The organism is Acinetobacter sp. YH12152 (assembly GCF_013418285.1).
Classification (GTDB): domain Bacteria; phylum Pseudomonadota; class Gammaproteobacteria; order Pseudomonadales; family Moraxellaceae; genus Acinetobacter; species Acinetobacter amyesii.
Genome location: NZ_VPCH01000008.1, coordinates 12827 through 34425 on the forward strand (window position 1 = coordinate 12827; position 21599 = coordinate 34425).

Annotated in this window: 20 protein-coding genes; 17 read left to right on the forward strand and 3 right to left on the reverse strand. The window is 39.5% G+C overall.

What is annotated here, in order from left to right:
* Nucleotides 1-174 precede the first annotated feature (174 nt).
* The 3 genes from FTU83_RS04290 to FTU83_RS04300 are packed head-to-tail and all read right to left on the reverse strand — an operon-like array spanning nucleotide 175 to nucleotide 3894.
* Entirely contained in the window at nucleotides 175-2373 is a 2199-nt protein-coding gene (locus tag FTU83_RS04290; protein WP_180105780.1) for a polysaccharide biosynthesis tyrosine autokinase, read from the reverse strand.
* 16 nt (nucleotides 2374-2389) lie between these two features.
* Nucleotides 2390-2818, reverse strand: a complete 429-nt coding sequence (locus tag FTU83_RS04295) for a low molecular weight protein-tyrosine-phosphatase (protein WP_180105779.1) — start codon at nucleotides 2816-2818, stop codon at nucleotides 2390-2392.
* Nucleotides 2818-3894, reverse strand: a complete 1077-nt coding sequence (locus tag FTU83_RS04300) for a polysaccharide biosynthesis/export family protein (RefSeq protein WP_218945769.1) — start codon at nucleotides 3892-3894, stop codon at nucleotides 2818-2820. Before FTU83_RS04300 ends, FTU83_RS04295 begins: the two co-directional genes overlap by 1 nt.
* A 399-nt stretch (nucleotides 3895-4293) precedes the next feature.
* Here FTU83_RS04300 and tviB point away from each other — a divergent pair, with 399 nt between their 5' ends.
* The 17 genes from tviB to pseG all read left to right on the forward strand — a co-directional run bounded on the left by tviB (nucleotide 4294) and on the right by pseG (nucleotide 21599).
* Nucleotides 4294-5571 carry a Vi polysaccharide biosynthesis UDP-N-acetylglucosamine C-6 dehydrogenase TviB gene (tviB, locus tag FTU83_RS04305; RefSeq protein ID WP_180105778.1) on the forward strand — a complete coding sequence of 426 codons (1278 nt, stop codon included), beginning with the start codon at nucleotides 4294-4296 and terminating at the stop codon, nucleotides 5569-5571.
* A 15-nt stretch (nucleotides 5572-5586) separates the two neighbouring features.
* Nucleotides 5587-6609: an NAD-dependent epimerase/dehydratase family protein gene (locus tag FTU83_RS04310; RefSeq protein ID WP_180105777.1), complete on the forward strand. Its 1023-nt coding sequence runs from the start codon at nucleotides 5587-5589 to the stop codon at nucleotides 6607-6609.
* Nucleotides 6610-6619: 10 nt separating this feature from the next.
* A complete protein-coding gene (locus FTU83_RS04315; protein WP_180105776.1) occupies nucleotides 6620-7792 on the forward strand; it encodes a lipopolysaccharide biosynthesis protein in 1173 nt (390 codons plus the stop codon).
* The gene (locus FTU83_RS04320) at nucleotides 7792-8385 is read left to right on the forward strand and encodes a DapH/DapD/GlmU-related protein (protein ID WP_060513901.1); all 594 of its coding nucleotides are present in this window, start codon (nucleotides 7792-7794) and stop codon (nucleotides 8383-8385) included. Before FTU83_RS04315 ends, FTU83_RS04320 begins: the two co-directional genes overlap by 1 nt.
* 119 nt (nucleotides 8386-8504) lie before the next feature.
* Nucleotides 8505-9053 (forward strand): acyltransferase, encoded by a 549-nt coding sequence (locus FTU83_RS04325; protein ID WP_180105775.1) that lies wholly within the window; start codon nucleotides 8505-8507, stop codon nucleotides 9051-9053.
* A gap of 31 nt (nucleotides 9054-9084) precedes the next feature.
* Nucleotides 9085-10203 carry a glycosyltransferase gene (locus FTU83_RS04330; protein WP_180105774.1) on the forward strand — a complete coding sequence of 373 codons (1119 nt, stop codon included), beginning with the start codon at nucleotides 9085-9087 and terminating at the stop codon, nucleotides 10201-10203.
* Nucleotides 10200-11294, forward strand: coding sequence for a glycosyltransferase (locus tag FTU83_RS04335; protein WP_180105773.1), 1095 nt, complete (start codon nucleotides 10200-10202; stop codon nucleotides 11292-11294). Before FTU83_RS04330 ends, FTU83_RS04335 begins: the two co-directional genes overlap by 4 nt.
* Nucleotides 11291-12430, forward strand: a complete 1140-nt coding sequence (locus FTU83_RS04340; protein WP_180105772.1) for a glycosyltransferase family 4 protein — start codon at nucleotides 11291-11293, stop codon at nucleotides 12428-12430. The genes FTU83_RS04335 and FTU83_RS04340 overlap by 4 nt, the downstream gene beginning before the upstream one ends.
* A 32-nt stretch (nucleotides 12431-12462) precedes the next feature.
* Complete coding sequence (locus tag FTU83_RS04345) at nucleotides 12463-13002, forward strand: serine O-acetyltransferase (RefSeq protein ID WP_180105771.1); 540 nt, start codon at nucleotides 12463-12465, stop codon at nucleotides 13000-13002.
* Between the two features lie 154 nt (nucleotides 13003-13156).
* On the forward strand, nucleotides 13157-13765 hold the full coding sequence (locus FTU83_RS04350; protein ID WP_180105770.1) for a sugar transferase: 609 nt from the start codon (nucleotides 13157-13159) through the stop codon (nucleotides 13763-13765).
* Nucleotides 13758-14423, forward strand: coding sequence for an acetyltransferase (locus FTU83_RS04355; RefSeq protein WP_180105769.1), 666 nt, complete (start codon nucleotides 13758-13760; stop codon nucleotides 14421-14423). Before FTU83_RS04350 ends, FTU83_RS04355 begins: the two co-directional genes overlap by 8 nt.
* 27 nt (nucleotides 14424-14450) lie before the next feature.
* The gene (locus FTU83_RS04360) at nucleotides 14451-15620 is read left to right on the forward strand and encodes a DegT/DnrJ/EryC1/StrS aminotransferase family protein (RefSeq protein WP_180105768.1); all 1170 of its coding nucleotides are present in this window, start codon (nucleotides 14451-14453) and stop codon (nucleotides 15618-15620) included.
* 61 nt (nucleotides 15621-15681) lie between these two features.
* A complete protein-coding gene (locus FTU83_RS04365) occupies nucleotides 15682-17541 on the forward strand; it encodes a nucleoside-diphosphate sugar epimerase/dehydratase (RefSeq protein ID WP_180105767.1) in 1860 nt (619 codons plus the stop codon).
* Nucleotides 17542-17646: 105 nt separating this feature from the next.
* Entirely contained in the window at nucleotides 17647-18645 is a 999-nt protein-coding gene (gene pseB / locus FTU83_RS04370; RefSeq protein WP_180105766.1) for a UDP-N-acetylglucosamine 4,6-dehydratase (inverting), read from the forward strand.
* Between the two features lies 1 nt (nucleotide 18646).
* Nucleotides 18647-19807, forward strand: a complete 1161-nt coding sequence (gene pseC, locus FTU83_RS04375) for a UDP-4-amino-4,6-dideoxy-N-acetyl-beta-L-altrosamine transaminase (protein WP_180105765.1) — start codon at nucleotides 18647-18649, stop codon at nucleotides 19805-19807.
* A gap of 2 nt (nucleotides 19808-19809) precedes the next feature.
* Nucleotides 19810-20508, forward strand: a complete 699-nt coding sequence (pseF, locus tag FTU83_RS04380) for a pseudaminic acid cytidylyltransferase (RefSeq protein ID WP_180105764.1) — start codon at nucleotides 19810-19812, stop codon at nucleotides 20506-20508.
* Complete coding sequence (pseG, locus tag FTU83_RS04385; RefSeq protein WP_180105763.1) at nucleotides 20505-21599, forward strand: UDP-2,4-diacetamido-2,4,6-trideoxy-beta-L-altropyranose hydrolase; 1095 nt, start codon at nucleotides 20505-20507, stop codon at nucleotides 21597-21599. Before pseF ends, pseG begins: the two co-directional genes overlap by 4 nt.

Here is a 21599-nt window from a genome sequence, read left to right on the forward strand (position 1 = left end):
CCTATCTCTATGATCAGGTAAGGTGCAGGAAAGATCATCATAGTCATGTTCTTATTTTTATACTATAACGGTATGAATATATAAAACATTTTTTATACAGAAAGATGCATGCAACATAAATTTCGAAAATATAAAAAGCCACCGTATTCGGTGGCTTTTTTGAATAGGCTTGAATTAGTCTTGGTCTTTTGAAGCTTTATAACCATAAGAATAGTTATAACCATAACCATAACCATAACCATAACCAGCTGAGCTACGTTGAATGTCGTTTAGAATAATACCATTGACCTTCACACCCACTTGTTCAAAGCGGTTCACGGTTAACTCTAGTTCTTTCAACTGAGTCTTCGCATAACGAGCAATCACCAAATTCACACCAGCATATTGCGAAATAATGATACCGTCTGTCACCGCAAGTACAGGAGGGGTATCAATGATCACATGATCAAACATCGGTGAAATCAAATCTAAGAATTCTTTGAATTTACCAGAACTTAAAAGCTCAGATGGATTAGAAGGGCTTTTACCACGAGTAATCACACTCAAATTTGGAATTTCAGTGGTTTTAATGATGTTGTCTAGATCACGCTGACCATTTAAATACTCAGAAAGACCTGGTTGGTTGTCATGATTGAAGTATTTGTTCAAATAACCACGACGTAAATCGGCATCAATAATTAAAACACGTTTATCGCTTTGCGCAAGAATCGTAGCTAAGTTGGTTGAAATAAACGATTTACCAACTTCTGGTGCTGGCCCCGAAATCATGATCAGGTTATTTTTTGCAGATGTCAGTGCAAAGTGAATGGCAGTACGCATACTGCGCAGGCTTTCAATTGCAATATCATCGCTATTTTTAACGGCAAGAACAGGAATTGTTTTCTTCTTCTTCAAGAGTTTAATACGGCTTTCTTGAACAGGCGAACGTGGCACAGTGGCATAAACCGGAAGATCCAAATTATTTTCAATTTCTGAAGAATCTTTAATTCCTGAGCGAAGCATATTGCGAACAAGAGCAATTAATACACCAATAAAGCCACCGACAAATAGCGAGAGTATAAGGACAATTAACTTTTTAGGTTTAATAGGTTCAATTGGCTCTACTGCAGTATCAACGATGCGGACATTACCAATTTCCCCTGCTTTTGCAATACGGAGTTGTTGGTAAGAGTTGAGTAGAGCGGTATAGAGTTGCTGTTTCACTTCAACTTCACGATAAAGCTGTAAATAGCGGCGTTGTAAATCTGGTAATTTCTTTAAAGTGGTGTTTAGCTCACCAATTTTGCGATTGATTGCCCCCAATTGTGCATTCATTTGCTGCATTACTGGGTGTTCGCTGGTGTATTTTGCAGACGCCTCAGCTACTTTTTGTTCAAGCTGTGCTTTTTGGGTTTCGAGTGTAATACTTTGAGTTAAATACAACTCAGACTCTTTAGTGACATCTACCGTATTAAACTCTTGACGGAATTTGTTAAATTCACGTTCTGCGACATCAAGTTGTTGTTTTAGCTCAGGGAGTTGTTCGTCCAGGAATTTTAAAGTTTGTGCACTTTCAGCAGAGCGTCGTTCAATATTTTGATGGCTGTAGGCTGCTAAAATGGCATTTAGAACCTGAGTAATATGTTCTTTATCTTGGCCTTGATAGTTAAGGCCAAGCACGCCCGTCATTTTACCTTTTTCAGCAACAGAATAATTTGCCAAAATACTATCAACTGCGGCAGGTAGAGACTGCTTTTGAATTAAATAGTGATCTTTGAATTGATCTTTACTATAAATTGAGATTTCCCAAAGGCCTTCTGCTGTACGTAAAGAATTTTTTTGGTTCAATGGTGCTGTTAAAATTGTTTGTTCAGCCTGAAGATCAATCAAAGAAAATTTATTTTCTTGAAGCTGTAGGCCAAGATCCTTGTCGCGATAGAGTGCGGGGATATTAAATTGGCGGATTTCAAAACTTTTTTCATTATCTTTGAAAACCACAGATTTATTTTTATATTCGGTGGCATATTTATGAGCTGAAATTAATCGGTCAGTAAAGGAATTTTCAGTACCTGAAATTTTTAGATCGAGATGTAAGTTTTGAATCACGGTACCGAGAACTAAGCGCGATTTAAGAATCTCAATTTCTGCTTGGGCTGGTTGTTTTTGATCAATCATATTAGAAAGATCACCCAATAGTGCAGCTGAAGCCCCTTTACTTTCTTCAACTTGTACTAAAGCATTGACTGCATAAGTATCTGGTGTTGCTCTTAAATAAAGTAAGGCACAAACGAGGCTTAAAATCACACATAGAGCAATTAACTTCCACTGTGCAATCAGAGAGAAAAATAATTCTTTTAAATCAATTGTATCTTCTGTATTGGTATTTTGGCTCATAATCGTACATCAAAAGTTAAATTTGTTTAGTCCAATCTGCAACGCAAGACTGGATCAATTGTGAAGTTTGGTCAAAAAAGGCCTGATCATGCTGGTATGGATCGGGAACATTTTTACCTTGCCAATGACCTAAACGAAAAGTCTTTCCCTTTGCAAATGGCCATGTCTGTTCAATATGCTTTTGTTGATTTGAACTCATGACCAAAATTAAATCTGATTTTTTGATCAGTTCAGCATTTAATTTTTGGGCAATATGTCCACTCATATCGATGCCAATTTTTTGCATACAGTATTGAGCTTTTTCATCTGCTGCATGTCCAATCATACCTGAGATTCCAGCTGAATAAATATTCAGGTCGGGATGATCTTTTTTTAGGACATACTCCGCCATAGGACTTCGGCAAATATTACCTACACAGACCACCAAAATATTTTTAAATAACATTATTGGCCCAATCTGTCCAAGTTATAGATGATATTTGAGAAAGGAATCACTTGATTGATTACACGCTGCCAGCGAGCTAAACCAGATGCATCAACATAGACAATATCATTGCTGCGCATTTTGAACTGGTTAGCGAGCCCAAAGTCACCGATACTGGTTAAATCTAAATGGTAAATTTCAGTCATCGGGCTATTTACATCGCTACGCACTACGTAGATTTTACCTCGACTTGCTGAAAGTGAGTTAATACCTAGACTTTCACCTAGGACATCACTGAGGCTCATGCCTTGTTCACGCATTGGTAACGATTGGTTTTTGCCAGACTCTCCCATCACATAAATTTTTTGGTTTTCACGTGAGTTGACATAAATTGTGTCATTCGGTTTGATAAGTAAGTTGTGTAAAGAATATCCAGCTTTTTCAAGTTCAATACTATTGAGTACATAACTTTGACCATTTCTAACTAAGGTTAAAGATGCATTGTCACCAAATTGACTATTTACTCCGCCCGCCATACCTAAAGCAGTATAAATACTTGTCGGCTGATCGGTTAGATTAAACTGACCACCTTTCATTACATTACCTTGAACCGAAAAACGTTGTCCTTGGTAGGAAAGTACGCGAACAATCACATCTGGGGTTTTTAAGTAACGAGCAAGTTGGCTGCGTAATTCCTGATTGACTTGTGTCAGCGATTTTCCTGCAGCTTTATATCGGCCAATAATAGGGAATTGGATATAGCCACTTTGATCAATTTGGTAACCATTTGATTTAATCGCTTCTGCATTGCTTATTGTATTTGTGGGTGGTGTAATTTCAGGGTATGCCCATAAATAAATAGATAAAATATCACCCGGATTTAAACGATAACTTTTTTGTTGTTGATTGAACAGATGGGCAAAATTTTGCTGATTTACTTTGGCGGGTTGAACAGCAACTAAATTTTCTTGAGTTAGTTTAATAACATTGACTGTCGAGCCTAAATCAGTCTGAAATGTGCCTTCTTTAGGAAGGTCATAGGTTTGCAAGCCTGAAGTAATGGCACAACCCGTCATACTTAGACTCAAAGCTAACATACAGCTATAACGATAGTAACTCACTCGAATACAAATCCTATTTATAAAATATTTGAATCATTGAAATATGGGTTTAAGTACCCAAATTACTCATTTTAGGATGTCAAGTTTATACTATTCACCTTGTAGAATATAGCTTTACATTTGTTTTAAATCGTAAGTTTAATCAACACTTGTATGGATAAATATCTTTTTAAAGATCTTGTTGTTAGTTAAATTTTTTTAAATATACAATGTTGGTTTTATAGGGGGAGTTGTTTAATCCAATAAATATTGTTGATTAAAATTACAGTCCTTATGGAACATCATTACACAATCGAAATTTGATTTTCTGATATAATTTAACGCTATTTACAACATAACGATGATTGATGATTCATCGATGACATAGGCTTCAGTATGTTACAACTCTCCGAATTAAAAATTGCCATAATCGGATTAGGTTATGTCGGTTTACCGCTAGCTGTTGAGTTTGGAAAAAAAGTTCCCGTGGTGGGCTTTGATATTCATCATAAGCGTATTGATGAATTACGTAGCGGACGTGATCATACCTTAGAAGTTTCTCCTGAAGAATTAGCACAATCAGCTCAATTAAGTTACAGCGCAAATTTAGAAGACTTAAAAGACTGTAATTTCTTTATTGTTACTGTTCCAACTCCAATTGATGAATATAAACAGCCAGATCTAACGCCATTAGTGAAAGCCTCAGAAAGCATTGCAAAAGTGTTGAAAAAAGGTGATGTGGTTGTTTATGAATCGACCGTTTATCCAGGTGCAACAGAAGAAGTTTGTATTCCTGTTTTAGAGAAAAATTCAGGCTTAGTATTTAATCAGGATTTTTATGCAGGCTATAGCCCTGAGCGTATTAACCCGGGTGATAAACTGCACCGTGTCACCAATATTTTAAAAATCACCTCAGGTTCTACGCCTGAAGTCGCTGATTATGTTGATGTAGTTTATAACTTGATTATTGAAGCAGGCACACATAAAGCAGCTAGCATTAAGGTTGCAGAAGCAGCCAAGGTGATTGAAAACACCCAGCGTGATGTGAATATTGCCTTAATTAATGAATTGGCGTTGATTTTTAATAAAATGGGCATTGATACCGAAGCTGTATTAAAAGCGGCGGGAACAAAATGGAACTTCTTACCGTTCCGCCCTGGTTTGGTTGGCGGTCATTGTATCGGTGTTGACCCGTACTATTTAACGCATAAAGCCCAAGCGATTGGCTACAACCCTGAAATTATTTTAGCGGGTCGCCGTTTAAATGATGGTATGGGGGCTTATGTGGTCACTCAGTTGGTGAAAGCCATGCTGAAAAAACGCATTCAAGTAGAAGATGCCAAAGTTTTAATTTTAGGCTTAAGTTTTAAAGAAAATTGTCCTGATATTCGTAACACACGCATCATTGATATTGTGAATGAGCTGAAAGAATACCATATTGATGCTGATATCTATGATCCTTGGGTGGATGGAGCTGAAGCGGAACATGAGTACGGTATTAGCCCTGTGCAGGCGCTTGAAAATGGCAAGTATGATGCAGTAATTTTAGCGGTTGCGCATCACCAGTTTAAAGACATGGGCGTAGATGCCATTCGTGCTTTGGGTAAGGCTGATCATGTGCTGTATGACTTGAAATATGTGTTATCTCAAGCTGAATCTGATCTTCGTTTATAAGGGGGGCATACCAAAATGAATCAATATCAACAGGTATGTGAAAACCTTAAAACAGCGCCTAAAACATGGCTGGTCACAGGTGTTGCGGGCTTTATTGGTTCGAATCTTCTCGAAACATTACTCAAGTTAGGTCAAACCGTAGTGGGTTTAGATAACTTTGCTACAGGTCATCAGTATAATCTTGATGAAGTGCAAAGCTTAGTCACAGCTGAACAATGGGCGAAATTCAGTTTTATTGAAGGCGATATTCGCCAGTTTACCGACTGCCAAAAAGCCTGTGTTGGCGTGGATTATGTCCTGCATGAAGCTGCTTTAGGCTCTGTACCGCGTTCGATTGCCGATCCGATTACCACCAATGACACCAATATCAGTGGTTTCTTAAATATGCTGACGGCTGCACGTGATGCAGGTGTTACCAGCTTCACATACGCAGCCAGCAGTTCGACTTATGGTGATCATCCTGCATTGCCAAAAGTTGAAGAAAATATTGGTAAACCACTTTCACCCTATGCAGTGACGAAGTACGTCAATGAGTTATACGCAGACGTATTTGCGAAAACTTATGGGTTTAAAGCAATTGGCTTACGTTATTTCAACGTGTTTGGTCAGCGTCAAGATCCAAATGGTGCTTATGCCGCCGTGATTCCGAAATGGACGGCATCGATGATCGCTGGTGAAGATGTCTTCATCAATGGTGATGGTGAAACCAGTCGTGATTTCTGTTTTATTGATAATACGGTTCAAGCCAATATTTTAGCGGCGACAGCATCGGATGAAGCGAAAAACCAAGTGTATAACGTGGCTGTGGGTGACCGTACTACGTTGAATGAGTTATATCGTGCCATTCAGGTGGCACTTGCTGAAAATGCGGTGAACTTTGAGCGCGATCCTGTGTACCGTGATTTCCGAGCTGGTGATGTACGTCATTCACAAGCCAGCATTGCCAAAATTGAGCAAGGCTTGGGTTATGCACCGCAGTTCAAAATTGCCGAAGGCATTCAACTGGCGATGCGTTGGTACGTAAACAACTTAAAATGATATTGAACAGATGATTGCGAAAATTTTCGCAAAGTATCAGTCGATTGGGCTGATTACCTTAAGTTTACTGGCAGGTGCGATAATGACATTTATCGCACTTCCTGTTTTAACACGCCTATATTCTGTTGCTGACTTTGGGGCTTACGGGATTGCATTGGCGATAGTCAGTGTTATATCGACGGTGGCGAATTTACGTCTTGATCAAGCTTTATTGGTTGCCGAAGAAGGTGATAAAAAAAGCCTGATTTTTGAAGGGGCTGTATTTTCAACTTTCATCGCGATTGTTAGCGGTATTGTTATTAGTTTTATTCTAAATATTGAAATGGCAGGGGCTGTTGCCACAGGCATACTTGCCAACACTTTGATTCAAAGTCTGTATAACTATCAATTTGCAGCGCATAAAGAATATTTTTGTGCAGGTTTAAATATTTTTAGAAATGCCATTGTCGTGTTAGCGCAACTCTCGTTGCCATTCGTGATGCAGATCAGCTTGGTGAATAGTTATAACATTAGTTCGATTATCATGATTGTGGCGGTGCTGATTTATTTACTGAAACATCAACTTTATCAAGTCAGTTGGCATGCGTTTAAAAATTATAAAGATTTCATTTACGCCAATACACCGCATGCCTTGCTGAATAGTTTTTCACATAACTTGCCATACTATGTGGTGTCGCATTTTGTGGGTGTGCAGGCAATGGGCTTCTATGCCATTGTCGAGCGTACCTTACGTGTGCCGATCAATCTGATTTCACAGACTTTACGTCAATTTTTTATCCGTAAGTTTAAAAGCACGGATTCAAACAATAATGCGTTAAAGGCAAGTGTGCTTTTAAGCTTGGTGTCACTGCCTCTTTTTGCAATTTTCTTTATCTTGCCTGAATCGGTATATCTATGGATTTTCGGTTCTGAATGGGTCGGGATTTCGACCTATTTTCAAATTTTAGCTTTGGGGTATTGGGCGGTTTTTTGTAATCCGCCAAGTTCGGCTTATTTAATTGCCAAGCGCAATAGCCAAGTATTATTTAAACTGCAAATTGTTGAACTCATGATTAAGTTCGCTTTATTTGCAGGCTTATATGTTTTATGTGCTGATAAAATTTATATGCTCCTGGCGGTGCCTGTGGCACTAATCATTTATAACTTTGCCATTTTATATGTGGTGTGGAGAAACAAAAGCTGATGTTTTTTAAACTGTTAAAACTGATGAATTGGTTCACTGCACAATGCCGTCAGCAATTTTATAACCTGGCTTTTGGTACGAAATTTCGTTATTTCGGTAAAGCCTGTACGGTCGAAATTAGTGGACAAGTGAAGATTGGTCAGAATGTTTATATTGGCGATCATGTCAGTTTAATTGTCGAGCAAGGTGCAAGCTTAGAAATCGCAGATAATAGTTTTATTGGTGAAAGTTGTTACATCAAATGCTTTGGTGGCAAGGTGTCAATTGGTAAAGATGTCAGTATCAATTCTAAGTCCTATATCAATGGCTGTGGAGGTGTGAGCATTGGCGATAACACCCGTATTGGCACGCAAAGCATCATCATTGCCAGTAATCATAAATTTGGTGAACCTGACGTGTTGGTAAAAGACGCAATTACCAAACAAGGGGTCAGTTTGGGTGAAAATATTTGGCTTGGTGCACGGGTGACGGTACTTGATGGTGTGAAAATTCCAAGTGATTCGGTGATTGGCGCGTGTAGCCTCGTCTCGAAACCTTTGGATGAATCAGGTGTCTATGTCGGTAGTCCTGTTAAAAAAATCAAATCGCTCTGATCTTTTTTTTCATCCTGTATCGTGACTGCGGTTTCCATATCGTAAAGTAGATTTTCAGCGTAAAATAGCTGACTTATTTTCCTCCTTTTAAGTTGCCCCGCCTCATTCAGGTACTGTGTATGTCATTTATGGTTTCTGCTTTTCGACAGCTGTTTGATTTAGCTTATTTTATGGTAAAAGGCAGTGTGGCTTATGCACGTAAAAAAGGTGTGAAAGTTGGTGAAAACTGCCGAATCTATATTAAAAGTTGGGGCTCGGAACCGTTCTTGGTCAGTATTGGCGATCATGTGACGGTCACTTCAGGAGTGAAATTTATTACCCATGATGGCAGTACCTGTTTAGTCAAAGATGAGCAAGGGAAGCGCTATCAACACTTTGCCCCAATTCAAGTTGGTTCGCATGTCTTTATTGGGGTCAATACTATTGTAATGCCGGGTGTAAGCATTGGCTCCAACGTGGTGATTGGCGCAGGCTCGGTGGTGACCAAAGACATTCCTGATCACAGTGTGGCGATTGGCGTACCTGCCAAAGTGGTATCCAGTTTTGTCGACTATCAAGCCAAAATTCAAAGCACTTGTGCCAGTGATAGTGAGCTGGTAGGTATCACGGATTATCGTGAGCGTGTTGAGCGTGCCATGGCGATTCAAGCCTCAAAAACACCGCATTAATATTCTCCCATTTTAAAATTTAGGTTTGATTATGTTGAATAAAGTCATGTTCTTTTTGCCAAGCTTGGGCGGTGGCGGTGCAGAACGTACAGTCATTCAACTCGCCAATAGCTTTGCAGAACAAGGTCTGAATATTCATTTGGGCGTGTGTGATGTCACAGGTGATAAAGCTAAACTTTTTCCTGAAGTCAGCCCGAAAATTGAGTTGGTGAATTTTAATTGCGGTCGGGTGATGAATAGCATCACGCCTTTAAAAATAAAAATGAAAGCTGAGCAATACGACTGCTTAGTCGCAACGCAAACCCACACCAATATTGTGGCAGGTATTGCGAAAAAACTCGCAGGTGTTAAAACGCGATTAATCTTCCGTGAAGTATCTACGCCGTCCAAAAACTTAAAATTGCAAGGTCTTGCCAAATTTTTGCTGAAAACTTTGGTGAATTGGACTTATCCCATGGCACAGCAAGTGGTTTGTGTCTCTAAAGGCGTAGAAGCTGATTTTCGTGAATATTATGCTTATAAGAAAAATAACCTCAGCACCATTTATAACCCTGTGCTGGATGATGCCTATTTTGAAAAGCTCAAAGCGCCAGTCACACACAAATTTTTAAATGGTGACCATAAAGTGATTTTGGCAGTGGGGCGTCTAACTGAAGCAAAGAACTTTGGTTTTCTGATCCGCTCCTTTAAAGCCTTGCATGATCAGCATCCTGAAACCCGATTATTGATTTTAGGTGAGGGCGAACTGCGTGCAGAGTTTGAGGCTTTAGTTGCTGAATTGGGTTTAAAAGACGTGGTGGATTTGCCGGGCTTTGATGCCAATCCATACGCTTATTTTAAATATGCATCGCTATTTGTTTTAAGCTCGAATTGGGAAGGCTTGCCGGGTGTACTTATTCAAGCCTTAGCCTCTAAAGTGAAAGTGGTGAGTACCAACTGTCCAAGTGGACCAATGGAAATTCTAGAAAACTCTAAGTTTGGTTTATTGGTTGAATGTAATGATCAGGCAGGTTTAACCCAAGCGATGCAGCAAGCGATATTTGCAGATTATGTGCAATATCAAGATGCTGATTTTGAATCACATATTCAACAGTTTCATAAGCAAACTGTACTCAAGCAGTATTTGCGAATGATGGAGTCGGCGGTATGAGCAAACCTTTGATGGTACATGTGATCACCAACTTTGCAGGCGTGGGGGGTGCCGAAATGATGTTGGCACGCTTAATTCAGCAAACTGAACATGACTATCAGTACGTGATCATTGCACTGATGAAAACTTCCGAGGTGTATCAAAGTGCTTTAGAGCGTTGTCAGTCGCATTATGCGCTCGGTTGGAATGGTTTAAATACGCTGAGTACGGTGAGTAAGCTGCGCGCATTACTCAAAAATCTACAGCCCGCAACGGTGCAATGCTGGATGTACCATGCCAATGCATTGACCAGTCTGAGTGTTATCGGTTTAGCGAAAAAACCAAAGGTCGTATGGGGTATTCATCATTCTCTTGCTTCTCCTAAAGATGAATCAATCAGCACCAAGATTGCCTTGGGCATAAGTAAAATACTATCACAGCAACCTAGTGCTATTATTTATTGTGCGCATTCGTCTATGCAGCAGCATCAGGCCTTCGGCTTTAAAAATGGCAATAGCCAAGTGATTGCCAATGGTGTGTTTCTCGATAAATTTCAGCCTAATCCCCAATTGCATGAACCAATCGTGATTGGTTTTGCAGGGCGTTATCACACGGCCAAAGGCTACCCCTATTTGTTTGAAACCATGGGCTTACTCAAGGATCAAGACATCATCTTTAAAATTGCTGGCAGCGGCGCGAGTTTAGAAAATCCAGAAGTAAAAGCCTTGTTTGAGCAGTATCAGTTAGATGCCGAAAAAGTCCATTTATTGGATCAAATCTCAGATATGCCTGCTTTTTATCAATCGATTGATGCATTCCTCATGACTTCAATTACCGAAGGTTTTCCGAATGTGTTGGTCGAAGCCATGGCATCAGGTTTGCCTTGTATCAGCACCGATGTTGGTGATGCGCAATATATTGTGCAAGAGCTTGGTGAAATTGTACCGCCGCGCAATTCGGCTGTATTGGTGCAAGCAATTTTAAATTATGTGCAGCAAAGCAATGATCAAAGATTGCAGTTGAAACAAGCCGTGCGTGAGCGCGTAGAAGCACATTTCAGTATTGAGAAAGTGAGTCAGCAATATATGCAAGTTTGGGAGCAAAGCCGTTGAAATTTCTGATGATCAGCAGTTTTTTGCCTTCTGTTTTAAATTTCCGCGGGAAACTGTTGGAAGCGATTTCTGCGCACGGCTATGAAATTCACATCATGGCGCCTGAATTCGCATCATTCCCCGAAGAACAGCAAAAACTGCAAGCCCTTGGCTATCATCTGCATGAAATTCCCATGCAGCGCACTGGGACCAATCCGCTGGCGGATTTAAAACTGTTAAAACATATCTATCGGCAAATTCGTCAAATTCAGCCTGAGTATGTGCTGTCCTATACTATTAAACCTGTGATTTATGGCACGCTCGCGTCATGGCTGGCGAAAGTACCGCATCGTTTTGCTTTAATTACTGGTCTAGGTTATGCCTTTCAAAATGTGGAATCTGGCAAGCGTAGTCTGTTTCAAAAGCTGGTGCATGGCTTATATGCGCAAGCGCTCAAACGTAGCGACAAAGTCTTTTTCCAAAACCCTGATGATTTAAAGCTTTTCCAAGACATGCATTTGCTTGATGCCAATAAACCAACTGTGGTGGTGAATGGTTCAGGGGTAAATGTACAAGACTTTGATGTCATGCCTTTACCGAAAGATGATGCAGGCGTGGTCAAAGCCTCATTCTTGCTCATTGCACGGCTTTTGGGTGATAAAGGTGTGCGTGAATATGCTGAATCGGCGCGTATCATCAAAGCACAATATCCTGAAGCTGAGTTTCACTTGGTCGGTTGGATTGATGATAATCCATCAGCTATTTCTAAAGCCGAACTCGATGAATGGATTGCTGATGGTCGCCTCAAATATTGGGGCAAACTCAGTGATGTCCGTCCTGCAATTGCGGAAAGTTCCGTGTATGTGTTGCCATCTTATCGTGAAGGCACGCCACGTACCGTATTAGAGGGAATGGCTATGGGGCGGGCGATTATTACCACCGATGCACCAGGTTGCCGTGAAACGGTATCGCACGGTGTGAATGGTTATTTGGTCGGAGTGAAGTCTGTAGATGATTTGGTGCAATGCATGCAATACTTTATTGAAGATCCAAAACTGATTGAGTATATGGGACAGCGTTCGCGAGAAATTGCGCTGAATAAATATGATGTGCATCAAGTGAATAAGCATATGATGGCTGAAATGGATATCCATTAAAGGCGATTCACCCAATTTTAGAGACGATCCAAATGACCTTAAAATATATAAAAAGTGATTTATACCGTTATACCGGTCATGTCAGTTTTAAAACATTTTTTAAAACTTATTTTTTCAATCGCGGTTTTAATTTTTCATTTTGGCTACGTTTGGCCAGTTCAAAAACTGTATGGGCAAAGTTGGCTTATCCTATTTATTATTATAAAAAAAAGCAGTACGGCATAGATATTCATACCACAACTCAAATTGGCTACGGCTTGTTTATTGGGCATGGCGGGCCGTTGGTCGTCAACCCGACAACCGTGATTGGCAATAATGTGAATTTATCGCAATTTACCACCATTGGTGCAAATGGCGGCCGTCAAGCCGCAGAAATTGGCGATAATGTTTATATTGGGCCCAATGTCTGCATCATTGAGCATGTCAAAATTGGCAATAATGCCACTATAGGTGCAGGAAGCGTTGTGACCAAAGATATTCCTGAAAATGCAACTGCGGTGGGAAACTATGCGAAGGTGATCAGTATGAATAACCCGGGTCATGCAGTCAATCGTCGTTGGACAGATATCTAAACGGCTATATGGTTTGGCTGCTTTTAGAATGAGGAATATTTGAGTCCCTTTGACCGTTGAAATATTTTACAAATCTGATGGCTTTGGACAGGGTATAATCATTGCTAGAAATGAATATTGACTCCGCCATTTTATCTAACCTCAAGAGTGAACCATGTTAAAGCGCTTATTGGATATTGTGATTGCATCATCTGCGCTAGTGCTGCTGTCTCCTGTATATGCTTTTGTGGCATATAAGGTGCGAAAAAATTTGGGTTCACCCGTGTTGTTCCGTCAGGTGCGTCCGGGGCTCAAGGGCAAACCTTTTGAAATGATCAAATTCCGCAGTATGAAAGATGCGGTTGATGCACAAGGTGATTCCTTGCCTGACAGTGAGCGTTTAACACCCTTTGGTCAAATGCTGCGTTCCAGCAGTTTGGATGAAATGCCTGAACTGTGGAATGTAATTAAAGGCGATATGAGTATTGTCGGACCAAGACCATTATTGATGGAATATTTACCCCTCTATAATCGTGAGCAGGCCAAACGTCATAACGTGCGTCCGGGCATCACAGGGTATGCTCAAGTGAATGGCCGCAATGCCATTTCATGGGAAAAGAAATTTGAGCTAGACACATGGTATGTCGAAAACCGTTCATTATGGCTCGATTTTAAAATCATGCTGAAAACGGTACAAAAAGTATTGTCTAAAGATGATATTAGTGCCGAAGGTGAAGCGACCATGAGTAAATTTACGGGTACTTCGGAGCCTAAAGATGACTAAGCTCTATGCAATTTATGGCGCTTCAGGCTGCGGGCGCAGTTTAATGCCTGTTGCACGTCAGCAATTAGTACGTGAAAGCGATGCTTCAGAAATCGTATTTATTGATGATGCCTTGGAATCGGTTGCAGAAGTAAACGGTCATCGTGCCATGAATTACCTCGCATTTTTAAATGAAACGGCTTCTGAAAAATACGTACAAATTGCCATTGCCAATAGTCATGTACGACAAAAGATCGCTCAGCGTTTAGAGATGGATGGCATTCACCTTTGGTCGATTATCGCGGACAATGTCGTTCTAATGGATCAGCTTGAGCTCGCTGAAGGCTCTGCTTTAAGTCCATTTGTCACCATTGGCTCAAATGTCAAAATCGGTAAGTGTTTTCATGTCAATTTATACAGTTATGTCGAGCATGATTGCGTGATTGGGGATTTCGTTACTTTTGCACCAGGCGTAAAATGCAACGGCAATATTCATATTCAAGACCATGCTTATATTGGCGCAGGTGCGATGATTAAGCAGGGTACACCCGATCAGCCACTCATCATTGGCGCAGGTGCGGTTGTGGGTATGGGCGCTGTTGTCACTAAAAGTGTGCCTGCAGGCGCAACAGTGGTGGGAAATCCTGCGCGTATTGTGACGAAAAAAATAGATTTTTAAACTCGATTTTGAGACTAGGAAAATTCCATGTTAAACAGTGCATTTGAGCCTTGGCCAAGCTTCACTCAAGCAGAAGCCGATGCGGTATCAAAAGTCCTTTTATCCAATAAAGTGAATTATTGGACAGGGCAAGAATGCCGTGAATTTGAAAAGGAATTTGCACAGTTTGCAGGAACCAAGCATGCAGTTGCTGTTGCCAATGGTACAGTCGCACTGGATGTAGCACTCAAAGCCTTAGGTATTGGCGCAGGCGATGATGTGATTGTAACCTCACGCACGTTTTTAGCCTCAGCAAGCTCGATTGTGACTGCAGGCGCCAATCCTATTTTCGCTGATGTAGAGCTGGATTCACAAAATATCTCACGCCGTACCATTGAAGCAGTGATTACGTCGAATACCAAAGCGATTATTTGTGTGCATTTGGCAGGCTGGATGTGTGATATGGACCCGATCATGCAATTGGCTGAAGAAAAAGGCATCTTCGTGATTGAGGATTGTGCTCAAGCACATGGCGCAAAGTACAAAGGCAAATCAGCAGGTTCCATCGGTCATATAGGTGCATGGTCTTTCTGCCAAGACAAAATTATGACTACAGGCGGTGAAGGCGGTATCGTCACTACCAATGACGAAAGTCTGTGGAAAAAAATGTGGTCGTATAAAGATCACGGCAAAAATTATGACAGCGTCTACAACACTCAGCATCCCCCGGGATTCCGCTGGCTACATGACTCATTTGGTACCAACTGGCGCATGATGGAAATGCAGGCTGTCATCGGACGCTTACAACTCCAAAAAATGCCAGAATGGACGCAAGTGCGTAATGCCAATATGGCGCGTATCCAAGCGGCGTTTGAAAATAGCCCCTATTTTACTGTAGCTAAACCCTCTAGCGACTATGTACATGCCGCATATAAATGTTATGTGCAAGTCAATGTCGAGGCTTTACCTGAAGACTGGTCGCGTGATCGCATTATGGCAGAAATCAATGCATTGAATGTGCCTTGTTTTAGCGGTTCGTGTTCAGAAGTGTATTTAGAAAAAGCATTTGATGGTACGCCTTGGCGTCCTGCGCAGTCTTTACCGCAAGCTAAACAGCTCGGTACAACAAGTTTAATGTTCCTTGTACACCCAACATTGTCTGAGCACAGCTTGCAGAAAACCGTGGATGCGATTCAAGCGGTGATCGCAAAAATCTAAATCTGAAAAGAGCGTATAATACGCGCTCTCATCCGCTTTATTGACCCCATTTGAGCATCTTGTGAAAAACATTATCCGTTCTATAGCATCATTACCGCGTCGCCAAAAACAAATCGTTTTGGTGCTGATGGATATTTGTGTTTTACCGCTGATGATGTGGCTGGCTTATGCCATACGTTTGGCACGTCCCAATGTTCAGGTCATGCAAGGACTGGATGCTTGGTATATTTATGTCGGTATTTGTGGCATTGCTATTTTTGCCTTGCTCGGTATTTATCGTGCAATTGTGCGTTCATTTAATGAAGACTATTTACTGCGGATTTTAATCGGAACATTTATTCAAATCGTGGCCTTGTACACGATTAAAAAATTGAATGTTGCATTTATTCCGATGAGTATTCCACTGATGTATGGCTTTATGCTGTTTTCATACATGTGGTGGAGTCGAGCAGTCATTCGCTACGCTACTCTTAAAACTTTTGCCAAAAAGCAAAGCCGTAAACGTGTGGCAATTTATGGGGCAGGGCTGGCAGGTCAGCAAATTGCCGCTGCTTTAAACCGTTCAGATGATTATTTGCCGGTGTGTTTTATTGACGATAAGCGTTCCTTACAAGGGCAGTCACTGAGTGGTTTAAAGATTTATTCCCCAAAAAAAGCGCAAGCGAAACTTGGAAAATTTGGCATTGAAGAAGTATTACTTGCCATGCCTTCAGTCGGACGTGCGCGTAAAAAAGAACTCATTGAGTCTTTTGATATGGCAGATGTCAAAATCATGGAACTGCCAGGGGTAACCCAACTGGTCGATGGTCAAGTTCAAGTTTCAGATATTCGTGAAGTGGATATTATTGACCTATTAGGGCGTGATCCTGTACCACCAAAGCCTGAACTCTTAGAAAAAAATATTAAAAATAAAGTGGTCATGGTGACAGGAGCAGGGGGGTCGATCGGCTCGGAGTTATGCCGTCAGATCGTGAAGCATCAGCCTAAAATGTTAGTGCTGTTTGAAATGTCTGAATTTGCCTTATATTCAATCGACCGTGAATTGCAGGCTTCTGATATACACATTATTCCAGTGCTAGGTTCTGTCACCAATCAGCAAAAATTAGAACGTATTATTCAAGAGTACAAAGTGCAAACAGTTTATCATGCCGCAGCTTATAAACATGTACCACTTGTTGAAGCAAACCCATTTGAAGGTATTTATAATACGTCCATTGGCACACAGCGTAGTGTAGATGCAGCGGTGAATCAAAATGTTGAAACTTTTGTTTTAATTTCAACAGATAAAGCGGTACGTCCAACCAATGTGATGGGGGCGTCTAAACGCATGGCAGAATTGTATTGTCAGGGCCTAGCGTCGACGAATCCAAAAACGCAAATTAGTATTGTACGCTTTGGTAATGTACTTGGTTCGTCAGGTTCTGTCGTCCCTTTGTTTAAAAAGCAGATTGCTCAAGGCGGGCCTGTTACAGTAACGCACCCAGAAGTTACGCGTTATTTTATGACGATTCCTGAAGCAGCTCAGCTCGTGATTCAAGCAGGTGCGATGGGGACAGGTGGTGATGTATTTCTGCTTGATATGGGCGAGCCAGTTAAAATAATAGACTTAGCTAAACAAATGATTCGTTTGAGTGGTTTTCGAGCAATCGATGAAAATGGTATAGGTGATATTGAGGTACAATTTACAGGTTTACGTCCGGGCGAAAAACTCTATGAAGAATTGTTGATTGATGCGGATAATGTGGAAAAAACGGAGCATGAGCGGATATTAAAGTCTTATGAAAAGTTTTATGAGTTTAATGAAATTTTTTCTATATTTTTAATAATGTCGAATTTTAATGATACGAAGGATTATAATACGCAATTAGCTAACATATTAAGTAAATATGTAGATGGATATAAAGTTATTTTGAAAAAATAATTGTAATTTATCTAATGGTTAATTTATTGTTTTTATTATGTTTTACTCCAAAAGTGTAAGTGTTTTAATTTAATTTGATGCGATGTGATTTTAAAAGAGGAATTTATGTTAGAAGGTTCTACAATATTAGTAACAGGTGGTACAGGTTCATTTGGTAATACATTTGTACCAATGACATTAGAAAAATACAATCCTAAAAAAATAATCATTTTTTCGCGTGATGAAATGAAACAATGGGAAATGGCTAAAAAATTTAAGAACGATCCGAGAGTTCGTTTTTTTATTGGTGATGTACGTGATAAAGAGCGCTTATATCGTGCTTTAGATGGCGTGGATTATGTCGTACATGCAGCAGCTACAAAAATCGTACCAACTGCTGAGTATAATCCTTTTGAGTGTATCAAAACAAATATCAATGGAGCTATGAATCTGATTGATGCATGTATTGATAAAAAAGTAAAAGGAGTCGTTGCGCTTTCTACAGATAAAGCAAGCAGCCCAATTAATTTATATGGTGCAACAAAACTTGCATCGGATAAGCTTTTTGTTGCTGGTAATGCATATTCTGGCGAACATGGAACTAAATTTTCAGTAGTTCGTTACGGAAATGTTATGGGCTCACGTGGTTCGGTAATTCCATTCTTTATGTCAATTAAAGATAAAGGTGTTTTACCTATTACTGATAATCGTATGACACGTTTTATGATTTCTTTAGAGCAGGGTGTTGAATTAGTTTGGCATGCTTTTGATGATATGGTTGGTGGTGAGATTTATGTGAAAAAAATCCCATCAATGAAAGTGACTGAATTAGCATCAACAGTTGCACCAGAAGCAAAACAAGAAGTTGTTGGTATTCGCCCTGGTGAAAAACTACATGAACAGATGATCAGTGTAGAAGACTCATACTATACATTTGAATATCCTGAGCACTATAAAATTTTACCAGTGATTAATGATTGGGCTGAGTCTGCAGAACGCATTAAAGATGGTAAAAAAGTACCAGAAGGTTTCCATTATTCAAGCGACAACAATGTGGATTGGATGAGTTCAGAAGATCTTCAAAAATGGTTAGTGAAAAACGCTGAAAAAATAGGAAATATCTAAAATGTTTATCCCATATGGCAAACAAAATATTAATCAAGCAGATATAGATGCTGTAGTTGATGTATTGAAATCTGACTTTCTGACGCAAGGTCCTCAAGTTCCTGCATTTGAAAAATCAGTGGCACAATTAGTTGGTGCTAAACATGCTTTAGCTGTGAATAGTGCAACATCTGCTTTACATATAGCTTGTTTGGCTTTGGGATTGGGTAAAGGAGATATCTTATGGACATCTCCTATTACTTTTGTTGCTTCTTCGAATTGTGCATTATATTGTGGTGCGGATGTTGATTTTGTAGATGTTGATTCGCAAACATATAACATGTCTATCGCAGCTTTGAAGTTGAAGTTAGAGCAAGCAAAAAAAGAAAATAAATTACCTAAAATTATTGTACCTGTACATTTGTGTGGTCAACCTTGTGATATGGCGAAAATTTATGCACTTTCACAGGAATATGGTTTTAAAATTATTGAAGATGCATCACATGCTATCGGTGGTAAGTATCACGATGTTTATGTCGGTGCTGGGCAATATTCTGATATTACAATTTTTAGTTTCCATCCTGTAAAAATTGTTACCACAGCAGAAGGTGGTATGGCATTAACGAATAATGCTCAATTAGCACAAAAAATGGATTTGTTGCGTAGTCATGGTGTTACGCGTAATCAGGATTTAATGAGTAAAGAACCAGAAGGTCCTTGGTATTACCAGCAAGTTGATCTTGGTTTTAACTACCGTATGACAGAATTGCAAGCTGCCTTGGGTGTTTCTCAAATGCACCGTTTAGAGCAATTTGTTGCTAAACGTCATGATATTGCAAAAGTTTATAATAAAATTTTACAGGATTTACCCGTAGTATTACCTTATCAATTACCTGAAACGTATTCAGGATTACATCTATATGTGATCCGATTGAAGCTTGATGAAATTAGCAAAACTCGTAAAGAGGTATTTGAGTTATTACGTGAAAAGGGTATTGGTGTAAATGTGCATTATATCCCTGTACATACTCAACCTTATTATGAAAATCTTGGATTTAAACAGGGAGATTTCCCAGAAGCAGAATCTTACTATGCCTCTGCGATTAGTTTACCTATGTATCCAGATTTGACCCAAACGCAAATAGACTATATTTACCAAACTTTAAAAGAGATATTGGTGTAAGTATGAGACTTGCCGTTATTCCTGCACGAGGTGGAAGTAAGCGAATTCCTCGGAAAAATATTAAAACTTTTCATGGCAAACCAATGATTGCGTGGTCAATTCAGGCTGCGTTAGGAAGTGGGTGTTTTGATGAGGTTTGGGTATCGACTGATGATGCTGAAATAGCACAAGTGGCGCAGGAATACGGCGCAAAAGTTCCATTTTTAAGACCTGAAGAGTTGTCAAATGATTTTGCAACGACTGCTGATGTCATGCAGCATGCTGTAAATTTTTTTGAAAATGAAAATCACATTCGCCCTGATTATGTGTGCTGTTTGTATGCAACAGCACCTTTTGTCATTCAGCAAGATTTACGAAATGGCTTAAGCTTAATACAGGCTGAAAAAGTGGATTATGTGTTCAGTGCGACCACTTTTCCATTTCCAATTCAGAGAGCAATCAAGTTGACTGAACAGGGACATGTTGAGATGTTTTCACCAGAGCATTTTAATACTCGCTCTCAAGATTTAGAAGAAGCTTGGCATGATGCAGGGCAATTCTATTGGGGAACTGCGGAGGCTTGGTTAAATAAATCAGTTATTTTTTCTGATCAGTCTAAAATTGTCGAACTTCCTCGCTATCGTGTGCAAGATATTGATACCGCAGATGATTGGTCGCGTGCTGAATTAATGGCAAATTTATTATTGGAACATCAAGTGTGATTTTTGCAATTCGAGCTGACGCATCTATTCAGATAGGGTCTGGGCATATTATTCGCTGTTTGTCTATTGCTGATCAATTAAAAGCACAAGGACATCAATGTTTTTTTATTTCTCGGAATCATGATGGAAATTTGGTTGATTTTGTCACTCAACGCGGGTACCAAACTTTTATTTTAGAAAACGATCAAGAAAATACTGAATTGTTGCTTAATACTGAGTATCAAAAATGGTTGGGTGTTTCAGAAGTATATGATGCTGAGCAAACAGTAAGTTTAATCACTGCCCAATATCAAAAAATTGATTGGGTGATTGTTGATCATTATGGGCTCTCTACAAAATGGGAGACATCATTAAAAAAAATTGCAAAACATATTTTAGTCATTGATGATTTAGCAAATCGCGAACATGATGCTGATATTATTTTAGATTGTGGAATGTTTCATGTTGAGCGTGATTATACTTTACTCAATAAATTTAAAGCAAAAATTTTAGTAGGTCCTAAATATGCTTTACTCAGACCTGAATTCGCAGAGTACAGAAAAAAAGTAAAAACAAATCAAACAGCATTTACTACACCACTTAAATTATTAATTAATTTAGGTGGTGTAGATAAAGATAATTTAACAACTCAGATTTTAAATATTATTGAAAATACTGTATGCCCTTATGAGGTTGAATTAACCATCATTATGGGACTAAATGCACCATGGAAATCAACGGTTATTGAAAGGGCGAAGCAGTTAAAGCATTCAACACAAGTTCTAGTTAATGTTTCAAATATGGCGGAACTGATGGTAAATCATGATCTTGCAATTGGCGCAGCAGGAAGTACGGCATGGGAAAGATGTTGTCTAGGTCTGCCGACGATTATGATTTGTATGGCAGACAATCAAAAAATGATTGCAAAAGGTTTGCATGATTTAGGTGTAACAATTTCATTAGATCAAACTGAAATAAAAACAAAGTTATCAATAGTGTTACAAAAAATAAAACCTGCTCAGTTAAGAGAGATGCAAAGAAAATCAATGCAAATTACTGAAGGTCTAGGTGTTAATTTACTCATAAACGAAATTTTGCGGAAGAGCCTATAA